The 17,146-nt window shown below is 62.1% G+C and carries 13 protein-coding genes and 1 tRNA gene; 5 read left to right on the plus strand and 9 right to left on the minus strand.

From position 1 onward, the window contains the following. Positions 1-321 precede the first annotated feature (321 nt). On the minus strand, positions 322-1,494 hold the full coding sequence (locus ACQY1J_RS16515; RefSeq protein ID WP_162759496.1) for a polysaccharide biosynthesis/export family protein: 1,173 nt from the start codon (positions 1,492-1,494) through the stop codon (positions 322-324). A 696-nt stretch (positions 1,495-2,190) separates the two neighbouring features. On the opposite strand from ACQY1J_RS16515, the gene ACQY1J_RS16520 reads away from it, so the two are divergent. Beyond that, positions 2,191-2,730 carry a DUF6656 family protein gene (locus ACQY1J_RS16520; RefSeq protein WP_062453579.1) on the plus strand — a complete coding sequence of 180 codons (540 nt, stop codon included), beginning with the start codon at positions 2,191-2,193 and terminating at the stop codon, positions 2,728-2,730. 264 nt (positions 2,731-2,994) lie between these two features. Here ACQY1J_RS16520 and ACQY1J_RS16525 read toward each other — a convergent pair whose 3' ends face one another. Then, a complete protein-coding gene (locus ACQY1J_RS16525) occupies positions 2,995-3,606 on the minus strand; it encodes a helix-turn-helix domain-containing protein (RefSeq protein WP_162759497.1) in 612 nt (203 codons plus the stop codon). Between the two features lie 251 nt (positions 3,607-3,857). Next, positions 3,858-3,931: transfer RNA gene (locus ACQY1J_RS16530), tRNA-Gln, on the minus strand. Between the two features lie 194 nt (positions 3,932-4,125). On the opposite strand from ACQY1J_RS16530, the gene ACQY1J_RS16535 reads away from it, so the two are divergent. Next, positions 4,126-5,043, plus strand: a complete 918-nt coding sequence (locus tag ACQY1J_RS16535) for an MBL fold metallo-hydrolase (RefSeq protein ID WP_430250349.1) — start codon at positions 4,126-4,128, stop codon at positions 5,041-5,043. 6 nt (positions 5,044-5,049) lie between these two features. On the opposite strand, the gene ACQY1J_RS16540 is transcribed toward ACQY1J_RS16535, so the two are convergent. Both ACQY1J_RS16540 and ACQY1J_RS16545 read right to left on the minus strand, forming a co-directional pair. Beyond that, positions 5,050-5,946, minus strand: a complete 897-nt coding sequence (locus ACQY1J_RS16540) for a DUF1499 domain-containing protein (RefSeq protein WP_430250350.1) — start codon at positions 5,944-5,946, stop codon at positions 5,050-5,052. A 77-nt stretch (positions 5,947-6,023) separates the two neighbouring features. After that, positions 6,024-6,392 (minus strand): hypothetical protein, encoded by a 369-nt coding sequence (locus ACQY1J_RS16545; protein ID WP_430250351.1) that lies wholly within the window; start codon positions 6,390-6,392, stop codon positions 6,024-6,026. A gap of 146 nt (positions 6,393-6,538) precedes the next feature. Here ACQY1J_RS16545 and ACQY1J_RS16550 point away from each other — a divergent pair, with 146 nt between their 5' ends. Beyond that, positions 6,539-6,808 (plus strand): hypothetical protein, encoded by a 270-nt coding sequence (locus ACQY1J_RS16550; protein WP_430250352.1) that lies wholly within the window; start codon positions 6,539-6,541, stop codon positions 6,806-6,808. A 4-nt stretch (positions 6,809-6,812) separates the two neighbouring features. Here ACQY1J_RS16550 and ppdK read toward each other — a convergent pair whose 3' ends face one another. Further along, the gene (gene ppdK, locus ACQY1J_RS16555; RefSeq protein WP_430250353.1) at positions 6,813-9,485 is read right to left on the minus strand and encodes a pyruvate, phosphate dikinase; all 2,673 of its coding nucleotides are present in this window, start codon (positions 9,483-9,485) and stop codon (positions 6,813-6,815) included. Positions 9,486-9,662: 177 nt separating this feature from the next. Here ppdK and ACQY1J_RS16560 point away from each other — a divergent pair, with 177 nt between their 5' ends. After that, positions 9,663-10,643, plus strand: coding sequence for a VOC family protein (locus ACQY1J_RS16560; protein ID WP_430250354.1), 981 nt, complete (start codon positions 9,663-9,665; stop codon positions 10,641-10,643). Between the two features lie 274 nt (positions 10,644-10,917). Here ACQY1J_RS16560 and smc read toward each other — a convergent pair whose 3' ends face one another. From smc to ACQY1J_RS16575, 3 genes are all read right to left on the minus strand, one after another. Beyond that, the gene (gene smc, locus ACQY1J_RS16565) at positions 10,918-14,379 is read right to left on the minus strand and encodes a chromosome segregation protein SMC (RefSeq protein WP_430250355.1); all 3,462 of its coding nucleotides are present in this window, start codon (positions 14,377-14,379) and stop codon (positions 10,918-10,920) included. Between the two features lie 51 nt (positions 14,380-14,430). Then, positions 14,431-15,135, minus strand: coding sequence for a DsbA family protein (locus ACQY1J_RS16570; protein ID WP_113109616.1), 705 nt, complete (start codon positions 15,133-15,135; stop codon positions 14,431-14,433). 289 nt (positions 15,136-15,424) lie between these two features. After that, entirely contained in the window at positions 15,425-15,937 is a 513-nt protein-coding gene (locus ACQY1J_RS16575; protein ID WP_174195767.1) for a DUF721 domain-containing protein, read from the minus strand. A gap of 92 nt (positions 15,938-16,029) precedes the next feature. Here ACQY1J_RS16575 and mutY point away from each other — a divergent pair, with 92 nt between their 5' ends. Next, a complete protein-coding gene (gene mutY / locus ACQY1J_RS16580; RefSeq protein WP_430250356.1) occupies positions 16,030-17,142 on the plus strand; it encodes an A/G-specific adenine glycosylase in 1,113 nt (370 codons plus the stop codon). Positions 17,143-17,146 lie beyond the last annotated feature (4 nt).

The raw sequence follows: 17,146 nt of genomic DNA on the forward strand, positions 1-17,146 counted from the left end.
CTGAAGCCGCGACGCCAATCATCGATGCCGTCTTCCCTTGGAAGGCGGCATTTTTCGTCATGGCACCGCGGAGAGCTCTCAATCGTAACCATCTGCCGACCGGCTTCTCTGCAGGCCGCAGATCGCACGGTCTGCGATCAGGCAGCGCACAACTTACGAGGCGTTTGGCAGAGGTAGTGATGGGGAATACGGGCTCGCAGCAGCCCTTTACGGGCCAGGCACTGCCCTAGGCGTAACTCTATGAAGCAACAGCGCTCCGCCGTCGCAGTGGCCCTTGAAGATACCGTCGAAATCCCTTGGGAGGGCTCCGGCGGCTGCGGGCTACAAGTCCTCCAGCAAGCGCTGGCCCTGATACGCCGTGCTGATCGGCGCGCCGATGATGCGCAGGAACTTCGTGAAGTCGACCGAGAAATGGCGTGCCGCGTAGATGACGTCGCGGTTCTTGACCGGGAACGTCTGGCCGACGATCAGGCTGTCGGGCTTGCTCATGTCGAACCTGTAGACGATCGGGTAACGTCCGTCTCTGTTGAGCTTCATTCCCTTGCGCAACATGGCATCGAGGCGTGCAGGACCGAGCAGGCTCTGAACGACTTCCTGTTCCTCGTAGCGGAACAGGAAGTAACCGCTGCCATTGACCGACGCGTCGTCGCCGCCGCCGCCCATCGCAACTGCTTCAAGAAGGTTCAGGTCGTTCGCGCCGAATTCCTTGCGACTGTTGCCCTTGATCGCGCCCAGAAGCGTGAAGGTGCGCGAATCATGCGACAGGAAGATTTGGTCGCCCGGCTGGACGAAAATGTTCTCGTTCGGATTGTCGATGATCGATTTAAGAAGCACCGTGCCAGTGCGCTTGCCGCGCACAAGCGTGACATATGTTTCATAGGGCTGTGCCGTTGCGCCGCCGGCCTTGGCGATGACATCGGTGATATGGTCGCCACTGAGGCCGATCGGGGTCTGCGACGACTTCGCCACCGCGCCTGATACCGTCACAGAGCGTGAAGGCGTGTCTGCGCTTGTCACGATGACATCCGGCTCGACTGCCTTGCTCTGGAGCGCCGTGAGAATGGACTGGCGAGCTTCCTCAAGCGTCTTGCCTGCGAACCGCACCTGGCCGACATAAGGGATCGCGGCCTTGCCATCCGGCTGGACGACCAGCTCGATAGGGGTCTGCTTCGACTCGCGTGTCGAGAACAGGCCATCTGCACCGGCCTCGAAGATCGTCACGCGCAACTGGTCGCCGATGCCGATCACGGCACGGCCGCCGCCGCCGCCAAATCCAAATCGACGCTTCAACGCGGTCGAGACATAATCGGAGATAAGGCGTGCGGAACGGCTGTCCACGTCGACAACGTCAAAGACCTCGGCATTCGGACGATTCAACTCGGCTGCGGACTGACCGCCCTCGGTCGTGATTGCCGACGCCAAAGGCCCCTGCCCCGGAACGGCCTGACATCCCGTCAAAGCCACGCAGAACACGACTGCAGTCATTCGCAACAAATCAACTACTCCAGATTCCGAAGTCGATGGCCGACACGACGCAAGGCCGGTGTCGCGCAAGGACGCCCCTTGAAAGCACACTGCGCCTTCAACAACAAGTGGACAGCCACCTACCCTCGCCAAATTTAGGATCGGTGCGGTTTTACGGTCTCAGTTAACCACCTCAACCGTTTCCAGACGCTAGGCTTCGGCGGTTAAAGCAAGGCTAAGGAATTTGGTTAAGACATCAAGGCCGCTGCGCCTATGTGCCAGTCGAGAACATCGCGGGGCGTGGGAGCGCTCCCGCTTCCAGCAGCCGCGCACCACGGTGTCACTGCACCCATTCTTATCCGCACACCGAATGCCATTGCCATTGCCATTGCCATTGCCATTGCCATTGCCATTGCCATTGCCGCGAAGAACCGCCTTTCCAAAATGCTGCAAGCGCTCCGAAGCGAAAGTTGACCTGCATCAATTGAGGGGGAAACTACGGAGCGTCTGGGAGCAACCTCTTAAGGCTGCACTCATATCTTCTTCATCAACGCAAGAAGAGAGGGCATCATGAGTGTAGCCGAGCTCCAGTACGGGGACCGTTTCGGTGACGACGTAAAGAAAATCTCGCGCACGGCGTTGTCCGCCTCAAGTTCTAGCGATGCTGCGCTCCCATCAGCGAAATACACACGCTGGTTTCATGGCGAAGCGGGCGAGCCGGAACCGATGGCAACCTCAGCCAAAAAGTTTCGACGGCTCGCCGCAGACATGGTTCTTTCAGAAGTCATCGCTGTCACGAAGGAGAACCTGTCGATCCTCGGCGACGATGCCAATCACCTCTTCGCCTCTTCGCTTCCGACAGGGCACCGGATGCGCAAGGCAATTCGTGCGTCGATTCTGCAGTCTGTCCCGCATCTTGGAGCCTGCAAGTTCGGGGAAGTCGTGACCGAGCACGGCCCCAACGCCATCGCCGTCACGCAGATGTTCATCGCGAATTTCGACGGCGAGATCAACACGTCCGCAGGCGGCACAGATCTTTACAAGCCGCGAAGCCAGGACTTCGACCAGATGTTCTTCGGCCTCCACGTACTCCTCGACCGCAATGGCAATTTTCTCGGCTTCAATCACCGGCTCGGCGAAAATGGTCTGGCCTTCCAGACCAAGAATATCTCCACTGCCCTCTACAATGTCGCATCGACAAGTACCGGATTGTCGCTTGAGGCTCTCCGGGAAAGAGCTGCCATCAATCGGGTTGTAAACCGGTAACCGAGAGCGTTTCCCAGCGAGAGTAAATCATCCTGCCGGCGCAGGATTTCGGACAGGCAAGGCGAAGGGCATATCTCTGGGTACGTCAAAGCCGATCGGCTTTGATCCTGGCGAAAGGCTGCCCGGCCCATCGGGTTGGCTGGATCGGGAGGCCTGAGCGCCCGGCCGACTTGACCGTCGGATGTGGCTACGACGGGCGCCGACCGGGCAACCATCTGCAATCGTTCGAGCCAACAGAATGCTTCAATCTTGCCAGGAAACGCTCTAGGGGTTCTCTCTTTCCCTATGACCAATCTGCGTGGCGACGAGCTTTGCCACCAAGTGCACAAGGTTCTTGGCTTCGAACCGACCCTTCAGCTTGTCGATGCGATGCTCGATCGTCCTTGGCGAGAGGTGAAGGTCTTCGGCGATTTCCTTGGTCGTCTGCCCCTCGATCAGCAGCTGGATGATGTTGTCATCCGTCATGTCGGTCTTTGCTTCTTTCGACGGCGGAATAAAGAACCGCCCTTCGACCAGACTGATACACCAGTTCGGCCTTCCCTCGCACTTTTGAGGAAGCAGCAGTCGCTCGTAGCCGATCCTGACCCCGAGAACCTTCGTTCTGACAAGCTCAAGCGTCGGGCGCCCGACCTGCAGACAGCGGGAATAGGTTGGGATGATGGCCTCATCGACGAAGCCTCGATCGAGATCCCGAAGGTTGGCATCGGGAAATTGCAGCCTCAATTGACCAAGCAAATGGCTCTTGAACCCGAAGTCCCTCACCCGCCGAAACCGCCAGTCATACGGGTCTTCGTCTCCCGTTGCGACAACGGACAGCGCCATCTTGATGGAGAGGCTGGAGACGAAGCTAGAATACACGCTTTCCGGGTCTGCCATCTCGCTCGACCGCAGCCAAACATCGATAAGGCTTTGAGAGATTGTATTGAATGAACTCATTAATGCGACACAAGAACCAATTTCTTCCTGTTCGCATATGCAACTCTCAAGGGTTTCAAAAGAATTACATTCGTCTAAAATAAACTACGTCGTCAGTTATGGAAAACACGGGAGACCACAGGATCTGAGGACCATACGGGCTCAGGCGCTTCTCGGTCTTTTGTTGGAGGGTTTGCACGAAACGTGATGCATGGCTGGGGCGCCAGGATTCGAACCTGGGATGCCGGTACCAAAAACCGGAGCCTTACCGCTTGGCGACGCCCCAACAGGTCGGGGGCAAATCATTGCTGGCCCGGACCGGAAGTGGCCTTGCTCTAGCAAAGCTTTGGCGCGCTCTCAACGGCAAAATTCGGGATTGTCACGAATAAACGCGGGGTTTCGGGTTTACGGGCGTTGATCGGGTGTTAAACCTCGCGGAGATGACAACAAGCGCCCTTGGCGGCAGGACAGTTTTTGAGCATGCCGGAAGACCTTGATTTCGATCTGACCTTTTCGCCCTCCTACGGCGTGCCCGTGACGATCGCGACGGGTGTGCAGCGGTTGACGGTGAACAATCCCTCGCCGTTTACCTTTCATGGCACCAACAGCTATATCGTCGGCACATCGTCGGTGGCCGTGATCGATCCGGGGCCGGAGGACGAGGCGCATTTTCAAGCGTTGATGGCGGCGCTTGAGGGGCGGCGTGTCAGCCATATCTTTGTCAGTCACACGCATCGCGACCACTCGCCGCTGGCACGGCGGCTGAAGGCGGCGACCGGCGCGTTGACGGTGGCGCAGGGGCCGCACCGGGCGTCCCGTTCCCTGCACGCGGGCGAGATCAATCCGCTCGCTGAAAGCGCTGATACCGATTTCGTGCCCGATATCGCGGCCGGTGATGGTGAGAGGATCGAGGGTGACGGGTGGGCGCTGACCGTCCTCCATACACCCGGCCATACCGCCAACCACTGCGCCTTCGCGCTGGAAAATTCCGGCATCCTGTTTTCTGCCGACCACGTGATGGCCTGGGCGACGACGATCGTTGCGCCGCCGGATGGATCCATGGCGGATTTCATGGCGTCGGTCGAAAAGCTTCTGGCGCGCGGGGACGAAGACCGGATCTTCTTTCCAGGGCACGGCGGACCGGTGACGGAGCCCGCCTCTTTTCTGCGCGGCCTGCGGACGCACCGGCGGATGCGCGAGCGTGCGGTGCTGGAGCGGATCCGCGCCGGCGACCGGTTGATCCCGGATATGGTGACGGCGATCTATGCGCGCACGGATCCGCGTCTGCATGGTGCGGCCGCCCTTTCGGTGCTGGCGCATCTGGAAGACCTGATCGGCAAGGGACAGGTGGAAACCGGCGGGCCGCCTTCCCTTTCCGGCGTCTATACGCTCGCCTGAAAACGCTCAGCCGCCGGTGATGCCGAGCAGTTCGGTATCGAGACGGTCGAGGAAATCCTGTGCGATTTGAGCTCCGAGGCCGAGATCATGCGGGCCGAAGCGCGAGACGACGCGCAGATCCACGGATGTCGTCTCGGCATCTTCACGCAACCGGATCACGATATCGAAGCGCAGGCCGAGCACCAGCGTGCGGGTCTCGCCCTGAAGCAGCACATCGCCGGCGGTGCCGGTCGTCGGCTCGAGCGTGAGTTCAGGCCGGCGCAGCGGCACCGGCGCCACATCCGGCACCGGCGCCTGCTCGTCGCGGGGCGCTGCACGGGTGAGGATGTCGGGCTCCACCAGCTCCAGCCCCTCTGTCTTGACGATGCCGATCCGGGCGGACCGCAGCGCCTTCTGGACGCCTTCGTAGACGCGGTCGACAGCCCCTTCGTAACGTCGTCCGGTGAGGCGCGGATAGGCGGCAAACTGCGCGCGGCGCTCAGTGGGCGTGACCATCGGCGGGCGCTGCGGCAGGAAGCGCTGGTCGGCTGTTGGTTCGAAGACGAAGGCAGGCGGATCGGCGATATCGGTGGAGATGTCGTAAAGCGGCGGCAGCGTGAGATAGGACACGGTTCCCATCACCACGACGGCAAGCGGGACGGCTGCAAACACCAGCCCGTGTGCAGCAGCAACGCCTCCTCTTGCACCGACACTCCAGAGCCGCGCGAGACCCAGCAGCGACAGCGGCACCGATGCCGCGGCAATGGTTGCGGAACACAGAACAAGTGCCACGAAATCCGGCTCGTTCAGCGGCCCGAACCGATGCGCGACGGCTGAAACCACGAATAGAAGAAAAGCGCCGAAGCCGAGCCTGCGCCCGAAATAGGCGGCGCGGGAAACGGGCCGGACAAAGCGGACGGTCATTGTGTGAAAGCGGCTCCATGCAAAGTCTCGTTCCATCTGTAGAACAGCGCGGCGGGGAATGGAATCCTTGCAGATTATTAGTCGCGGATCACCTGGCTTTCCGTCACGTTCCCAGATTGAGACAGGCGCATCACGAGCCATTCGGAGTCTATGGACAAGAAGCCGCGTTCATCGCCGAGGTGATAGACGAGATCATAGTCCGTGAACTTGGCTGTGGGTGGTGGCTGTCCGAGTTTCGCCAGGACCTCGCCACGGCTCAAGCCTTCCAATGCGCCTGTCACCACGAGCCAGTCGGCCATGCGGTGGCGTTTGGAGAAGAGGTCGTGCGGATCGTCATATGCAGCGTGCCACCAAGCCTGCACAAAAGGAAATTGAACGCTGGTTATCAGATAGAACGCAAACAGGGCGGCGATGATCGCCCATGCAACAATGCCTGCCTTCTTCATTCGGTCACACGAGTGCCGGGCCAATCCAACCTCCACTGGTGACAGGCTTTGACATGTCTGGAGCATTGCGTCGTTATAGGTTTGGTGCCGAGTTGGGATCCGCGAAAGCGACATCTGGGTGCCGCAGCCATCATCTGGAGCCCGTCATGCGTCTTGCCCTTCTCGCCACACTGGCCGTCATCGGAACGGCACTCACTTCCTGCCAGACCATCACACCGGAGGAGCGGCGGGCGGCGGATCAGCAGTCCTGCGCGCGCTTTGGGTTCCGTCCCGGGACCGATGCCATGGCGCGCTGCCTGCTCGATATCGAACTCGACCGCCGCGCCGAGCGACGCGCATGGCAGGCGGAAAGCGATGCGATGATGGGGCGCCAGCCGATCGTGGTGACGCGGCCGGTTTATATTCACCGCCACTGACCGGTCAGCTCTTCGTCCGCTCGATCGCCGCCTGGGCGGCAGCCAGCCTTGCGATGGGGACGCGAAACGGCGAGCAGGAGACGTAGTCGAGATCGGCGTTTTCGCAAAAGCGGATCGAGGCCGGGTCGCCGCCGTGTTCGCCGCAGATGCCGAGCTTCAGGTCTGCCCGCGTCTTGCGGCCGCGCTCTGCTGCAAGCTGGATCAGTTCGCCGACGCCATCGAAATCGAGCGAGATGAACGGGTCGTGCTCGATAATGCCCTTGCGCTGATAGGTGGGAATGAAGGCCGCCGCGTCGTCGCGCGACATGCCGAAGGTGGTCTGGGTGAGGTCGTTGGTGCCGAAGGAGAAGAACTCGGCGGTTTCCGCGATCACATGGGCGCGCAGGGCGGCGCGCGGCAATTCGATCATCGTGCCCGCCAGATAGGCGATCGGGACGCCGGTTTCGCGGGCGACGTCTTTCGCCACCGCATCGATGACGCCCTTCACGTAATCCAGTTCCTTGCGCAGGCTGACGAGCGGCACGAGGATTTCGAGTTCGACCGGCTCTCCGGTGGTCTTTCCGGCCTCTACAGCCGCCTCGAAGATTGCGCGTGCCTGCATTTCGGCGATTTCCGGATAGGAGATCGCAAGCCGGCAGCCGCGGTGGCCGAGCATCGGGTTGAACTCGTGCAGCGCATCGATGCGTCTGGCGAGGAAAGCGGGCGGCATGCCCATGGCGCGGGCGACGTCGTCGATCTCGGCCTCGGTCTTGGGCAGGAATTCATGCAGCGGCGGATCGAGCAGGCGGATCGTGACCGGCAGGCCGTGCATGATTTCGAACAGTTCGGTGAAATCCGACCGCTGCATCGGCAGAAGCTTGCCGAGCGCTGCGCGCCGCGCCTTCTCGGTTTCGGCCAGGATCATCTCGCGCATGATGTGGATGCGGTCGCCTTCGAAGAACATGTGCTCGGTGCGGCAGAGACCGATGCCCTCCGCCCCGAACGAGCGGGCGGCGCGGGCATCCTGCGGCGTATCGGCATTGGTGCGCACGGTCATGCGGCGGGTCTTGTCGGCCCAGGCCATCAGCTTGCCGAAATCGCCAGACAGCGCGGGCTGGGTCATCGGCACGGAACCCTTCAGCACCTGGCCGGAGGATCCGTCGATGGTGATGACTTCACCGCGCCTTAGGCTGACGCCGTTTGCGGCAAGAAGCACCTCGTTGCGCAGATCGACGCGCATGGAGCCGGCACCGACGACGCAAGGAATGCCCATGCCGCGGGCAACGACGGCCGCATGGCTGGTCATGCCGCCGCGGGTGGTGAGGATCGCTTCGGCGGCGTTCATGCCGTGGATGTCCTCCGGACTGGTCTCGATGCGCACGAGGATGACCTTGCGGCCTTCCTTGTCGGCCTCGACCGCCTCTTCGGCGGTGAACACGATCTCACCGGTCGCAGCACCCGGCGATGCGGGCAGGCCGAAGCCGATGACGTGCCGCTCGACGCGCGGATCAATGGTCGGGTGCAGCAGCTGGTCGAGCGATGGCGGATCGATGCGGCAGACGGCCTGGCTCTCGGTGATGACGCCTTCCTCGACCATGTCGACGGCGACCTTCATGGCAGCACGGGTGGTGCGTTTGGCGTTGCGTGTCTGCAGCATCCATAATTTGCCGCGTTCGATGGTGAATTCCACATCCTGCATGTCGCAGTAATGGGCTTCCAGCCGGTCGCAGATCGTGCGGAACTCGGCGAATGCCTGCGGCATCAGCTTTTCCATCGACGGCTTGTCGGAACCGGAGGCAAGCCTGCCCTCCTCGGTGATCGATTGCGGTGTGCGGATGCCGGCGACGACGTCTTCGCCCTGCGCATTGACGAGGAACTCGCCGTACAAGGCTTTCTCGCCGGTCGAGGGATTGCGGGTGAAGGCAACGCCTGTGGCCGATGTGGAGCCGAGATTGCCGAATACCATAGCCTGGACATTGACGGCGGTTCCCCATTCCTCGGGGATCCGGTGCAGCATGCGGAAGGTTTGCGCGCGCGGGTTCATCCAGCTTGCGAATACCGCGGCGATCGCCTTCCAGAGTTGCTCGTGCGGATCCTGCGGGAAGCCTGTTTCCAGTTCCTCGCTGATCAGCTGCTTGTAGAGCGAGACGATGTGCTGCCAGTCGGCGGCGCAAAGTTCTGTATCGTATTCGTGGCCGAGCCGCGCCTTCTCGTCTTCTAGGATTTCCTCGAAGATCTCGTGGTCGAGGCTCATCACCACATCGGCATACATCTGGATGAAGCGGCGGTAACTATCCCAGGCGAAGCGGGGATCGCCGGAATCTTCAGCCAGCGCCTGCACCGTCTGGTCGTTGAGGCCGAGATTGAGGACCGTGTCCATCATGCCGGGCATGGAGGCCCGCGCGCCTGAGCGGACGGACAGAAGCAGCGGCTGCACGCCGGCACCAAACCGGCGGCCGGTGATAGCTTCCATGGCGGCAATGCCATCGAGCACTTCGGCCTTCAGGCCGTCGGGCAGCATTCGCGCGTTTTCGAAATAATGGGTACAGGCATCGCAGACGATCGTCAGTCCCGGCGGCACCGGCAGGCCGAGGCTCGCCATTTCCGCGAGGTTTGCGCCCTTGCCTCCAAGACGGACGCTGTCACCAGCGCCTCCTTCCGCCTTGCCATCGCCGAAGCGATAGACCCATTTCGCCATTTCGCATCTCCACCCAGTCTTCTCAAGCATTTACAGCGTTTATGATCGTTTGGGAATTATGCGTCAGGATTATGTTGCACCGCAGCAAAATCGGTGAGTTGTCATGCCTGACAGGAAAGTGACGTGCGCATGTTCTAGCGCGTCTCTATAACGCCGCCGGAACCTGCAGGGCCTTCGATGACCATCACGAGACGGAATGCTTTGAAACTGACGGGTGTCGTGTCTGCGACGGCCGCCCTTAACGGCGCGCTGCTGGCGGAAGGAACGAGCGCGGCGATGGCTGCACCTGCCCTGCCCTTTGCCGTGACGACGCCTGTCCATGTGGATCAGGCGGCGCTTCGGGTGCGGGACCTCAAATCCATGACCGCGTACTACCAGGCCATGCTCGGGCTCGAGATTATCGAGCAGGATGATGTTTCCGGCGATCGCGTCGTGCTGGGTGCGGGGGGATCGCCGCTTCTGCATCTCGTCCGTTCGGCAGAGGCCGCCTTCGAGACGCCGGGGTCTGCCGGTCTGTTTCACATCGCCTACCTGATGCCGGACCGCGGCGATCTCGCCCGCTGGCTGGTGCATGTGGCGCAGCGGCAATTTCCGATCACAGGATTTGCCGATCACAGCGTCAGCGAGGCTGTCTATCTGACCGATCCCGAAGGAAACGGCGTCGAGGTCTACTGGGATAGGCCCCATGAAATGTGGACATGGAACGGCAATGTGGTGGCGATGGGCACCGAGGCGCTCGACGTGGACGATATCGTCGCCAATACCGACATCAACCGCGACACCTACACAAAAGCGCCCGCCAACCTCAGGATCGGTCATATCCATCTGCGGGTCGGCGAGATCGACAAGGCGCGGGCCTTCTATGGCGATCTGATCGGCCTGTCATCGACACGCGGCAACCGGGACGACTCGGGCTTCTTCTCGTCCGGCCATTACCATCACCACCTCGCCTTCAACACCTGGCAGAGCGCCGGTGCGGGAATGCGGGAAGAGACGCAAACCGGGCTCGACTGGTTCTCGCTGGAATTTGCGGAAAAGAGCGACCTGCTGGCGCTGAAGGACAAGCTGAAACAGGCGTCGGTCAGCTTCACGAGGGCTGTCGATCATATCGACATTCTCGACCCCTGGGGGACGAATGTGCGGCTGACGGGGCTGTAAGGACGCCTGCGCGCGGATGTCGGAAAGAGATGAAAACGCTTTGCGGGGCCGGATCACATCGGCCCCGCAAAGCCTTCCGCACAGGACAGGAAAACCCGTGCGGGGGGTCTCTATATCGGCGGTACTTCGATGCTGAACTTGCGGCATCGAGGCACCACACGTCAATATGATTTTAGTTAAATTACACTACGCCGAGACGATGATGTCCCATATGAGTAAATTGACGTAGGTAGAAATACGGAGGCCGCGACCGGTTGACCGGGAAAGCGCTGGCTTAGCTGGCTTCGCGCAGCAGTTCCGCCGTCTGCAGATCGACCGAGACCAGCTGCGATACACCCTGCTCCGCCATGGTCACACCGAACAGACGGTTCATGCGGGCCATGGTGATGGGGTTGTGGGTGATGATGATAAACCGCGTCTCGGTCGACGCGGCCATCTCGTCCATCAGGTTGCAGTAACGCTCCACATTGTGGTCGTCGAGCGGTGCATCCACTTCGTCCAGCACGCAAATCGGTGCGGGATTGGTGAGGAAGACGGCAAAGATCAGCGCCATCGCCGTCAGTGCCTGCTCGCCACCGGACAGAAGCGTCATCGTCTGCGGCTTCTTGCCCGGCGGGCGGGCGAGGATTTCGAGGCCGGCTTCGAGCGGATCGTCGCTCTCGATCAGCTGCAGCTCTGCCGTGCCGCCATTGAAGAGATGCGTGAACAGCCGCTGGAACTGCTTGTTGACCACATCGAAGGCGGCCAGCATGCGCTCGCGGCCCTCGCGGTTGAGGCTCTGGATCGCGCCGCGCAGTTTGCGGATGGCGTCGATGATGTCGTCGCGCTCGTGGATCAGCGCGGCGAGCTTGTCGGAAAGCTCCTTCTGCTCTTCCTCGGCGCGCAGGTTGACGGCACCGAGCCGCTCGCGCTCCATCTTGAGCCGGTCGACTTCCCGTTCGATCTCGCGGATGTCAGGCAGCGTGGCGCCGGGCGCGATGCCGGCAATGCGCATCACGTCATGCGGCTCCACATTGAGTGCCTCGCGGATGCGCAGCTCGCCCTCGTGGCGCTTTTCGGCGGCGGAGACCAGACGCTCTTCGGCACGGCCGCGCTTTTCGCGGGCTTCGGCGAGTTCCGACAAGGCCGTGGCGGCGATACGGTCGGTTTCGCGCTGGCGGGTTTCGGCCTCGACCAGCCGATCGGAGGCGGCCTTGCGGGCAGCTTCCGCCTTTTGCAATTCGTTGATCAGTGCCCGGCGGCGCTCGTCGAATTCTTCAGGTGCTGCTTCGAGATCGACGATCTCGTCGCGCGCCTCTTCCTCGCGCTGGCGCAGGCTGCCGATATGATCGGCGGCACTGGCGATGCGGGAGACCCAGGCGGCGCGTTCCTGGGCGATGGCGGCGATGCGGCGCTTGCGCGCCTCGATCTCGCGGCTCTGGCCCTCAAAGGCGGCGCGCGCTTCGGCGAGACGGCCCCGATCGGTGGCGACGACGCTCTGCTGGTTCAACAGCTTGGCATCGATGGCGGAGAGATCCGGTGCGTCCTCGAGCTCGATGCGGGCGTCTTCTTCCTGGACACCGAGATCCTCGATCTGGCCGGTCAGCTGGCTGACCGCTTCCGCAACCACATCGCGGCGACGGGTGAGATCGCCGGCTGCCCGTTCGGCAGCGGCAAGCGCATCGCGGGCATCGCTCAACTGGCGGGCGGCAAAACGGCTGCGGTCGCGCGCTTCGGCGAGCCGTTTTTCCTCAATCGATATGGCGGTGCCAGCTTCTGCCAGCGCATCCTCGGTTTCCGAGAGGATATCGCGCGCCTCGTCGATCTCGCCTTCCAGCTCCGACAGACGGTTTTTCTGGGACAGGCGAAGGGCAGCCGCACCCGGCGCTTCGGAGCCCGAGATATGGCCATCCCAGCGATAGACGGCACCCTCTCGGGTCACGAGGCGCTGGCCAGGGCGCAGCAGCGGCATCAGCCTCTCGGCGTCGTCTTGCGAGATCACGCCGATCTGCCCGAGCCGGCGCGCCAGTTCCGGCGGCGCCGTCACATAGGTCGACAAGGCTTGCGCACCCTCCGGCAGGCCGGGATCAGAGGCGCCGTCGCCATTGATCGACCAGTGGGCGGAGGCGGATGCATCGACAGGTGTTTCGAGATCATCGCCCAAGGCTGCACCGAGCGCTGCCTCATAGCCACGGTCGACACGGATCATTTCGGCGACGGGGACGAAGCCACCGGACAGGGCGCCTGCGGCGAGCATGCGGGAAATCGTGCGCTTTTCGGTTTCGAGCGCGTTCAGCGCCGAGCGGGCGGCTTCCACCGGGCCGCGGGCCATCAGTTCGTTAGAGCGCGCATGGGCGAGCGCCGACTCGACTTCTTCCGCCGCGATCGTCGCATCTTCGACGGCGATTTCGGCGGCTTCCACCGCGTCCTGCCGCTCTGCGGGATCATCAAGGCCGGAGAGCTTTTGTCCGATCGCGTCGAGTTCGCCAGTCGCATCGGCCATCTGCCGGTCGAGGCGCTGGCGTCGTTCGGCGAGATCGCGGATCAGCCGGTCCAGCGCATTGCGTCCGGCAGCCGCTTCGGCCCGTTCGGCGGTGACTGCGGCAAACAGCTTCTCGCTGTCGGCAAGCGTTGCGGCCGCGGCCTTGAAAGCCTCGCGCAGGTCGTCCGCTTCCGCACCAGAATCTGCCAGCGTCTCGGTCAGCTCGGCTTCTTCGCCATCCAGCTTTTCGAGGAAGGCGGTGTTATCGGCAGCAAGCTGTTCCTCGCGGCTTATATCTTCGGCAAGCTGCGACAGTCTTCGCGTCAGTTCGTCGCGACGGCGCAGCAGGCGGCCGGCTTCTTCTTCCAGCTGACCGCGGGCGATCTGCAGGCGCTGCAGGGCGGCACCGGCTTTTGCCTCGTCCTCACGCAATTCCGGCAGTCTGAGGCTGGCAATCGCCTGCGCCTTTGCCGCTTCCATCTGCCCTTGCGCCTTTTCGGCGACGATGTTGGTGGCCTGGTTGAGCGCGGTTTCGGCCTCCGCCTCCGCCTCGCGGGCCTGAACGAAGCGGATATGCAGAAGCATCGCCTCGCGGGCGCGGATATCGGCCGACAGCATGCGGAAACGGTTAGCCTGGCGTGCCTGGCGCTTCAGGCTTTCGATCTGGCTTTCCAGCTGGGCGACGACGTCTTCCAACCGCTCCAGATTGGTTTCCGCGGCGCGCAGGCGAAGTTCGGCCTCATGGCGGCGCGAATGCAGGCCGGAAATGCCGGCCGCTTCTTCCAGAAGCTGGCGACGGGCCTGGGGCTTGGCATTGATCAGCTCGCCGATCCGCCCCTGCCCAACCATGGAGGGCGAGCGCGCGCCGGTCGAGGCATCCGCGAACAGCAGCTGCACATCCTTGGCGCGGGCTTCCTTGCCGTTGATACGGTAGAGCGAGCCGTTCTCGCGCTCGATGCGGCGCGACACCTGGATCTCGTCGGCATCGTTGAAGGCTGCCGGTGCCGTATGATCGGAATTGTCGAGATAGAGGCCGACTTCGGCGCTGTTTCGGGCCGGACGGTTGCCCGAGCCCGAAAAGATCACGTCGTCCATGCCGGACGCGCGCATGTTCTTGTAGGAGTTTTCGCCCATCACCCAGCGCAGCGCTTCGACAAGGTTGGACTTGCCGCAGCCATTGGGGCCGACCACGCCGGTCAGCCCTCGCTCGATGATGAATTCCGTCGGCTCGACGAAGGACTTGAAGCCCACGACGCGCAGCTTGTTGAATTTCATGCTGCGCCCTTTCTCCCGCCGACGGGTCCCCTACCCGCCGGGGTGGCGATCTTACAGAAGGCTGTCGAAAAGCTTCGACATGGAGTCAACCGTCATATCTCCGGAGTATTTCTTGCCGTTGATCAGGAAGGTCGGCGTGGAATTGACGCCGAATTCCTCGTTGCCCCGCTTAACGACGGTATTAATGTCGTCGAGAAGCTTCTGGTTCGTCAAGCAGGCTTCGAAACTCTGCTGTGAGTAACCTGCAAGCTTGACCGACTGCAGGAGAGCGCCGCGCACATCCTTGTCGGCAGGGGCTGCCCAGGCGCGCTGCTGCTTGAACAGCATCGAGACCATCGGGTAATACTGCGCCGACGTTGCGAGTTCGGCCGGGTTCTGCGGGTTGCAGCGGGCCAGCATGAAGGCAGCGGTCGCGACCGGATCGAACGGGAATTCGCGGATGATGAAGCGAACCTTGCCAGTATCGATATAGTTCTTCTTGATCGTTTCGAACGTGGTGTTGTGGAAGTGTGCGCAATGCGGGCAGGTCATCGACATGTATTCGATGACGGTGACCTTGGCGTTTTCTTCGCCGAGCGCCATTTCCGGCAGGGTGCCAGGCTTCAGCGCCGCCGCCATATCCACATCGCCCTGCGATTCCGGAAGCGCCTGGGCAAAGGCGTCTGAGATGCCGAGCGGCAGCGACAGGCAAAGCGCCGTGACCGCCACTCCGCCGAGAAGCGCGCGTCTGGTGATGGTCTTATCGTTCAACTGCATGGAACACCCGTGTTCGAGATTTGAAAAAGTTCGATAGTCCGTATCGTGGCGCCTTGGCCCCGACAAGCGGTGGAGTGTTAAATCCCTTCAAAGAATTGTGACGAAATGGCGGTGCGAGGGATAGTTCGGTGTATTACGCGGCCTTTTCCGCTCTGTTGCGTCACGATGCGTATGCTAGTCGGAGGGAACCTGGCCCTGCGATGAAAAGAGTTATTTCAGCCCAAGGACTTGGGCTGGCTGGATTCCTGTGACGAGCACAGGAATGAGAGTGGCGGGGGCCCTGGAACTCTCATTTGCGCTTCTGCTGGAGAACGGCGGTGCCGAGCCTGGCGACGGCCTTCTTCAGCGCCTCGCTTTCGATCCCCTCCATCATGCCCTCCAGCCGTTTTGCCGCTTCGCCTTTGAGCGGCTGCAGTTTGCGCGGATGCTTGAACGTCTGCGATACCGGCTTCTGCACGATGCGGATCTGGCGCACGGCCGGAAAGCCGAAGAAGCCGTTGATGCGGGCGATCAGTTCGCCCTGGGCATGACCGAGGAACAGCGCGCGGGACCCTTCGCAGGCGATGGTGAGGACACCCGGCTGGTGGCCGCCCTCGCTATAGCCGTCGTTATAGCGCGACCAGGCGATTTTTTCGGGGCGGGTACAGTCGGCGAAATCCTCGCCGGCGATCTCATCCCAGGAGCCGAGCAGCGCGGTGGATATCCCGGCGCGGCGCGCCAGCACCGGATCGATGATGCCGTTCGCCACTTCGGAGATCTGCAGCGCGCCTTTGCGGCGGAACGGAGGTTTCGGAGCATTCATCGCTGGATAACTGGCCGCCTGAGGTTGTGCCGTCCTTGATGCCGGCGCATTGACGCATACCTATAGGCCATTCCAGCGGCAAACGGCAAACGATGCTCCAGACGCTTCCCAAGACGACGAATTCGGCCGATGGCCCGACCCATGCGGAAAGGCTTCTCGCCTGGTACGACCGGCACCACCGCGAGCTGCCCTGGCGGATCAGCCCGACGGCTGCCAAAGCCGGGATCCGGCCCGACCCCTATCGCATATGGCTGTCGGAAGTGATGCTGCAGCAGACGACGGTGCAGGCGGTCAAACCGTATTTCGCAAAATTTCTCGAACGCTGGCCGAAGGTGACCGATCTTGCCGCAGCCCCTTCCGACGACGTGATGGCGGCCTGGGCGGGGCTTGGCTACTATGCCCGCGCCCGCAACCTGAAGAAATGCGCAGAAGCGGTTGCAGCCGATCATGGCGGGGTGTTTCCCGATACGGAAGACGGCCTGCGCGCCCTGCCCGGCATCGGCGACTATACGTCGGCCGCCGTTGCCGCGATCGCGTTCAACCGGCAATCGGCTGTGATGGACGGCAATGTCGAGCGAGTGATCTCGCGTCTCTATGCGATCGATGCGCCGCTGCCGGGGTCCAAGCCCGCCATGAAGGCCAAGGTCGTCGAACTGACGCCATCAGACCGGCCGGGCGATTTTGCCCAGGCGATGATGGATCTCGGCGCGACAATCTGCACCCCGAAACGTCCTGCCTGCGCACTCTGTCCGTTCCGCGACGACTGTCTGGCCTTAGCCGGCGACGATCCCGAGCGGTTTCCGGTGAAGGCCGCAAAGAAGGAAAAGCCGGTGCGGCAAGGCGCTGCCTTCGTGGCGGTGACGCCTGATGGCGAGGTGCTGCTTCGAAAGCGCATCGAGACCGGACTTTTAGGCGGCATGACGGAAGTGCCGACGACGGCCTGGACCGCGCGGCTCGATGGCGGCACGACGATCGATCACGCACCCATCCCGTCTGCCGACTGGCAGACCTGTGGTACGGTCATTCACGTCTTCACCCATTTCGAACTGCGGCTTTCGATTTTTCGCGCGAAGGTGACCAAGGTGGCTGTGGACAATGGCTGGTGGGAACCGGTGGAAAACCTCGAAAACCAAGCCTTGCCGACCGTTATGAAAAAAGCAATCGTCCAGGCTATACCCCTCGCCTTCGCAAAAGCTCCAAACTGACAGC

This window comes from Neorhizobium sp. DAR64860/K0K1 (assembly GCF_050500205.1).
GTDB classification, from domain to species: domain Bacteria; phylum Pseudomonadota; class Alphaproteobacteria; order Rhizobiales; family Rhizobiaceae; genus Neorhizobium; species Neorhizobium soli.

Coding starts and splice junctions, on each gene's coding strand:
- ACQY1J_RS16520 (WP_062453579.1), top strand. CDS start 2,191: ATGGCAACCTCAGCCAAAAAGTTTCGACGGCTCGCCGCAGACATGGTT.
- ACQY1J_RS16525 (WP_162759497.1), bottom strand. CDS start 3,606: ATGGCAGACCCGGAAAGCGTGTATTCTAGCTTCGTCTCCAGCCTCTCC.
- ACQY1J_RS16535 (WP_430250349.1), top strand. CDS start 4,126: ATGCCGGAAGACCTTGATTTCGATCTGACCTTTTCGCCCTCCTACGGC.
- ACQY1J_RS16540 (WP_430250350.1), bottom strand. CDS start 5,946: ATGACCGTCCGCTTTGTCCGGCCCGTTTCCCGCGCCGCCTATTTCGGG.
- ACQY1J_RS16545 (WP_430250351.1), bottom strand. CDS start 6,392: ATGAAGAAGGCAGGCATTGTTGCATGGGCGATCATCGCCGCCCTGTTT.
- ACQY1J_RS16550 (WP_430250352.1), top strand. CDS start 6,539: ATGCGTCTTGCCCTTCTCGCCACACTGGCCGTCATCGGAACGGCACTC.
- ppdK (WP_430250353.1), bottom strand. CDS start 9,485: ATGGCGAAATGGGTCTATCGCTTCGGCGATGGCAAGGCGGAAGGAGGC.
- ACQY1J_RS16560 (WP_430250354.1), top strand. CDS start 9,663: ATGACCATCACGAGACGGAATGCTTTGAAACTGACGGGTGTCGTGTCT.
- smc (WP_430250355.1), bottom strand. CDS start 14,379: ATGAAATTCAACAAGCTGCGCGTCGTGGGCTTCAAGTCCTTCGTCGAG.
- ACQY1J_RS16570 (WP_113109616.1), bottom strand. CDS start 15,135: ATGCAGTTGAACGATAAGACCATCACCAGACGCGCGCTTCTCGGCGGA.
- ACQY1J_RS16575 (WP_174195767.1), bottom strand. CDS start 15,937: ATGAATGCTCCGAAACCTCCGTTCCGCCGCAAAGGCGCGCTGCAGATC.
- mutY (WP_430250356.1), top strand. CDS start 16,030: ATGCTCCAGACGCTTCCCAAGACGACGAATTCGGCCGATGGCCCGACC.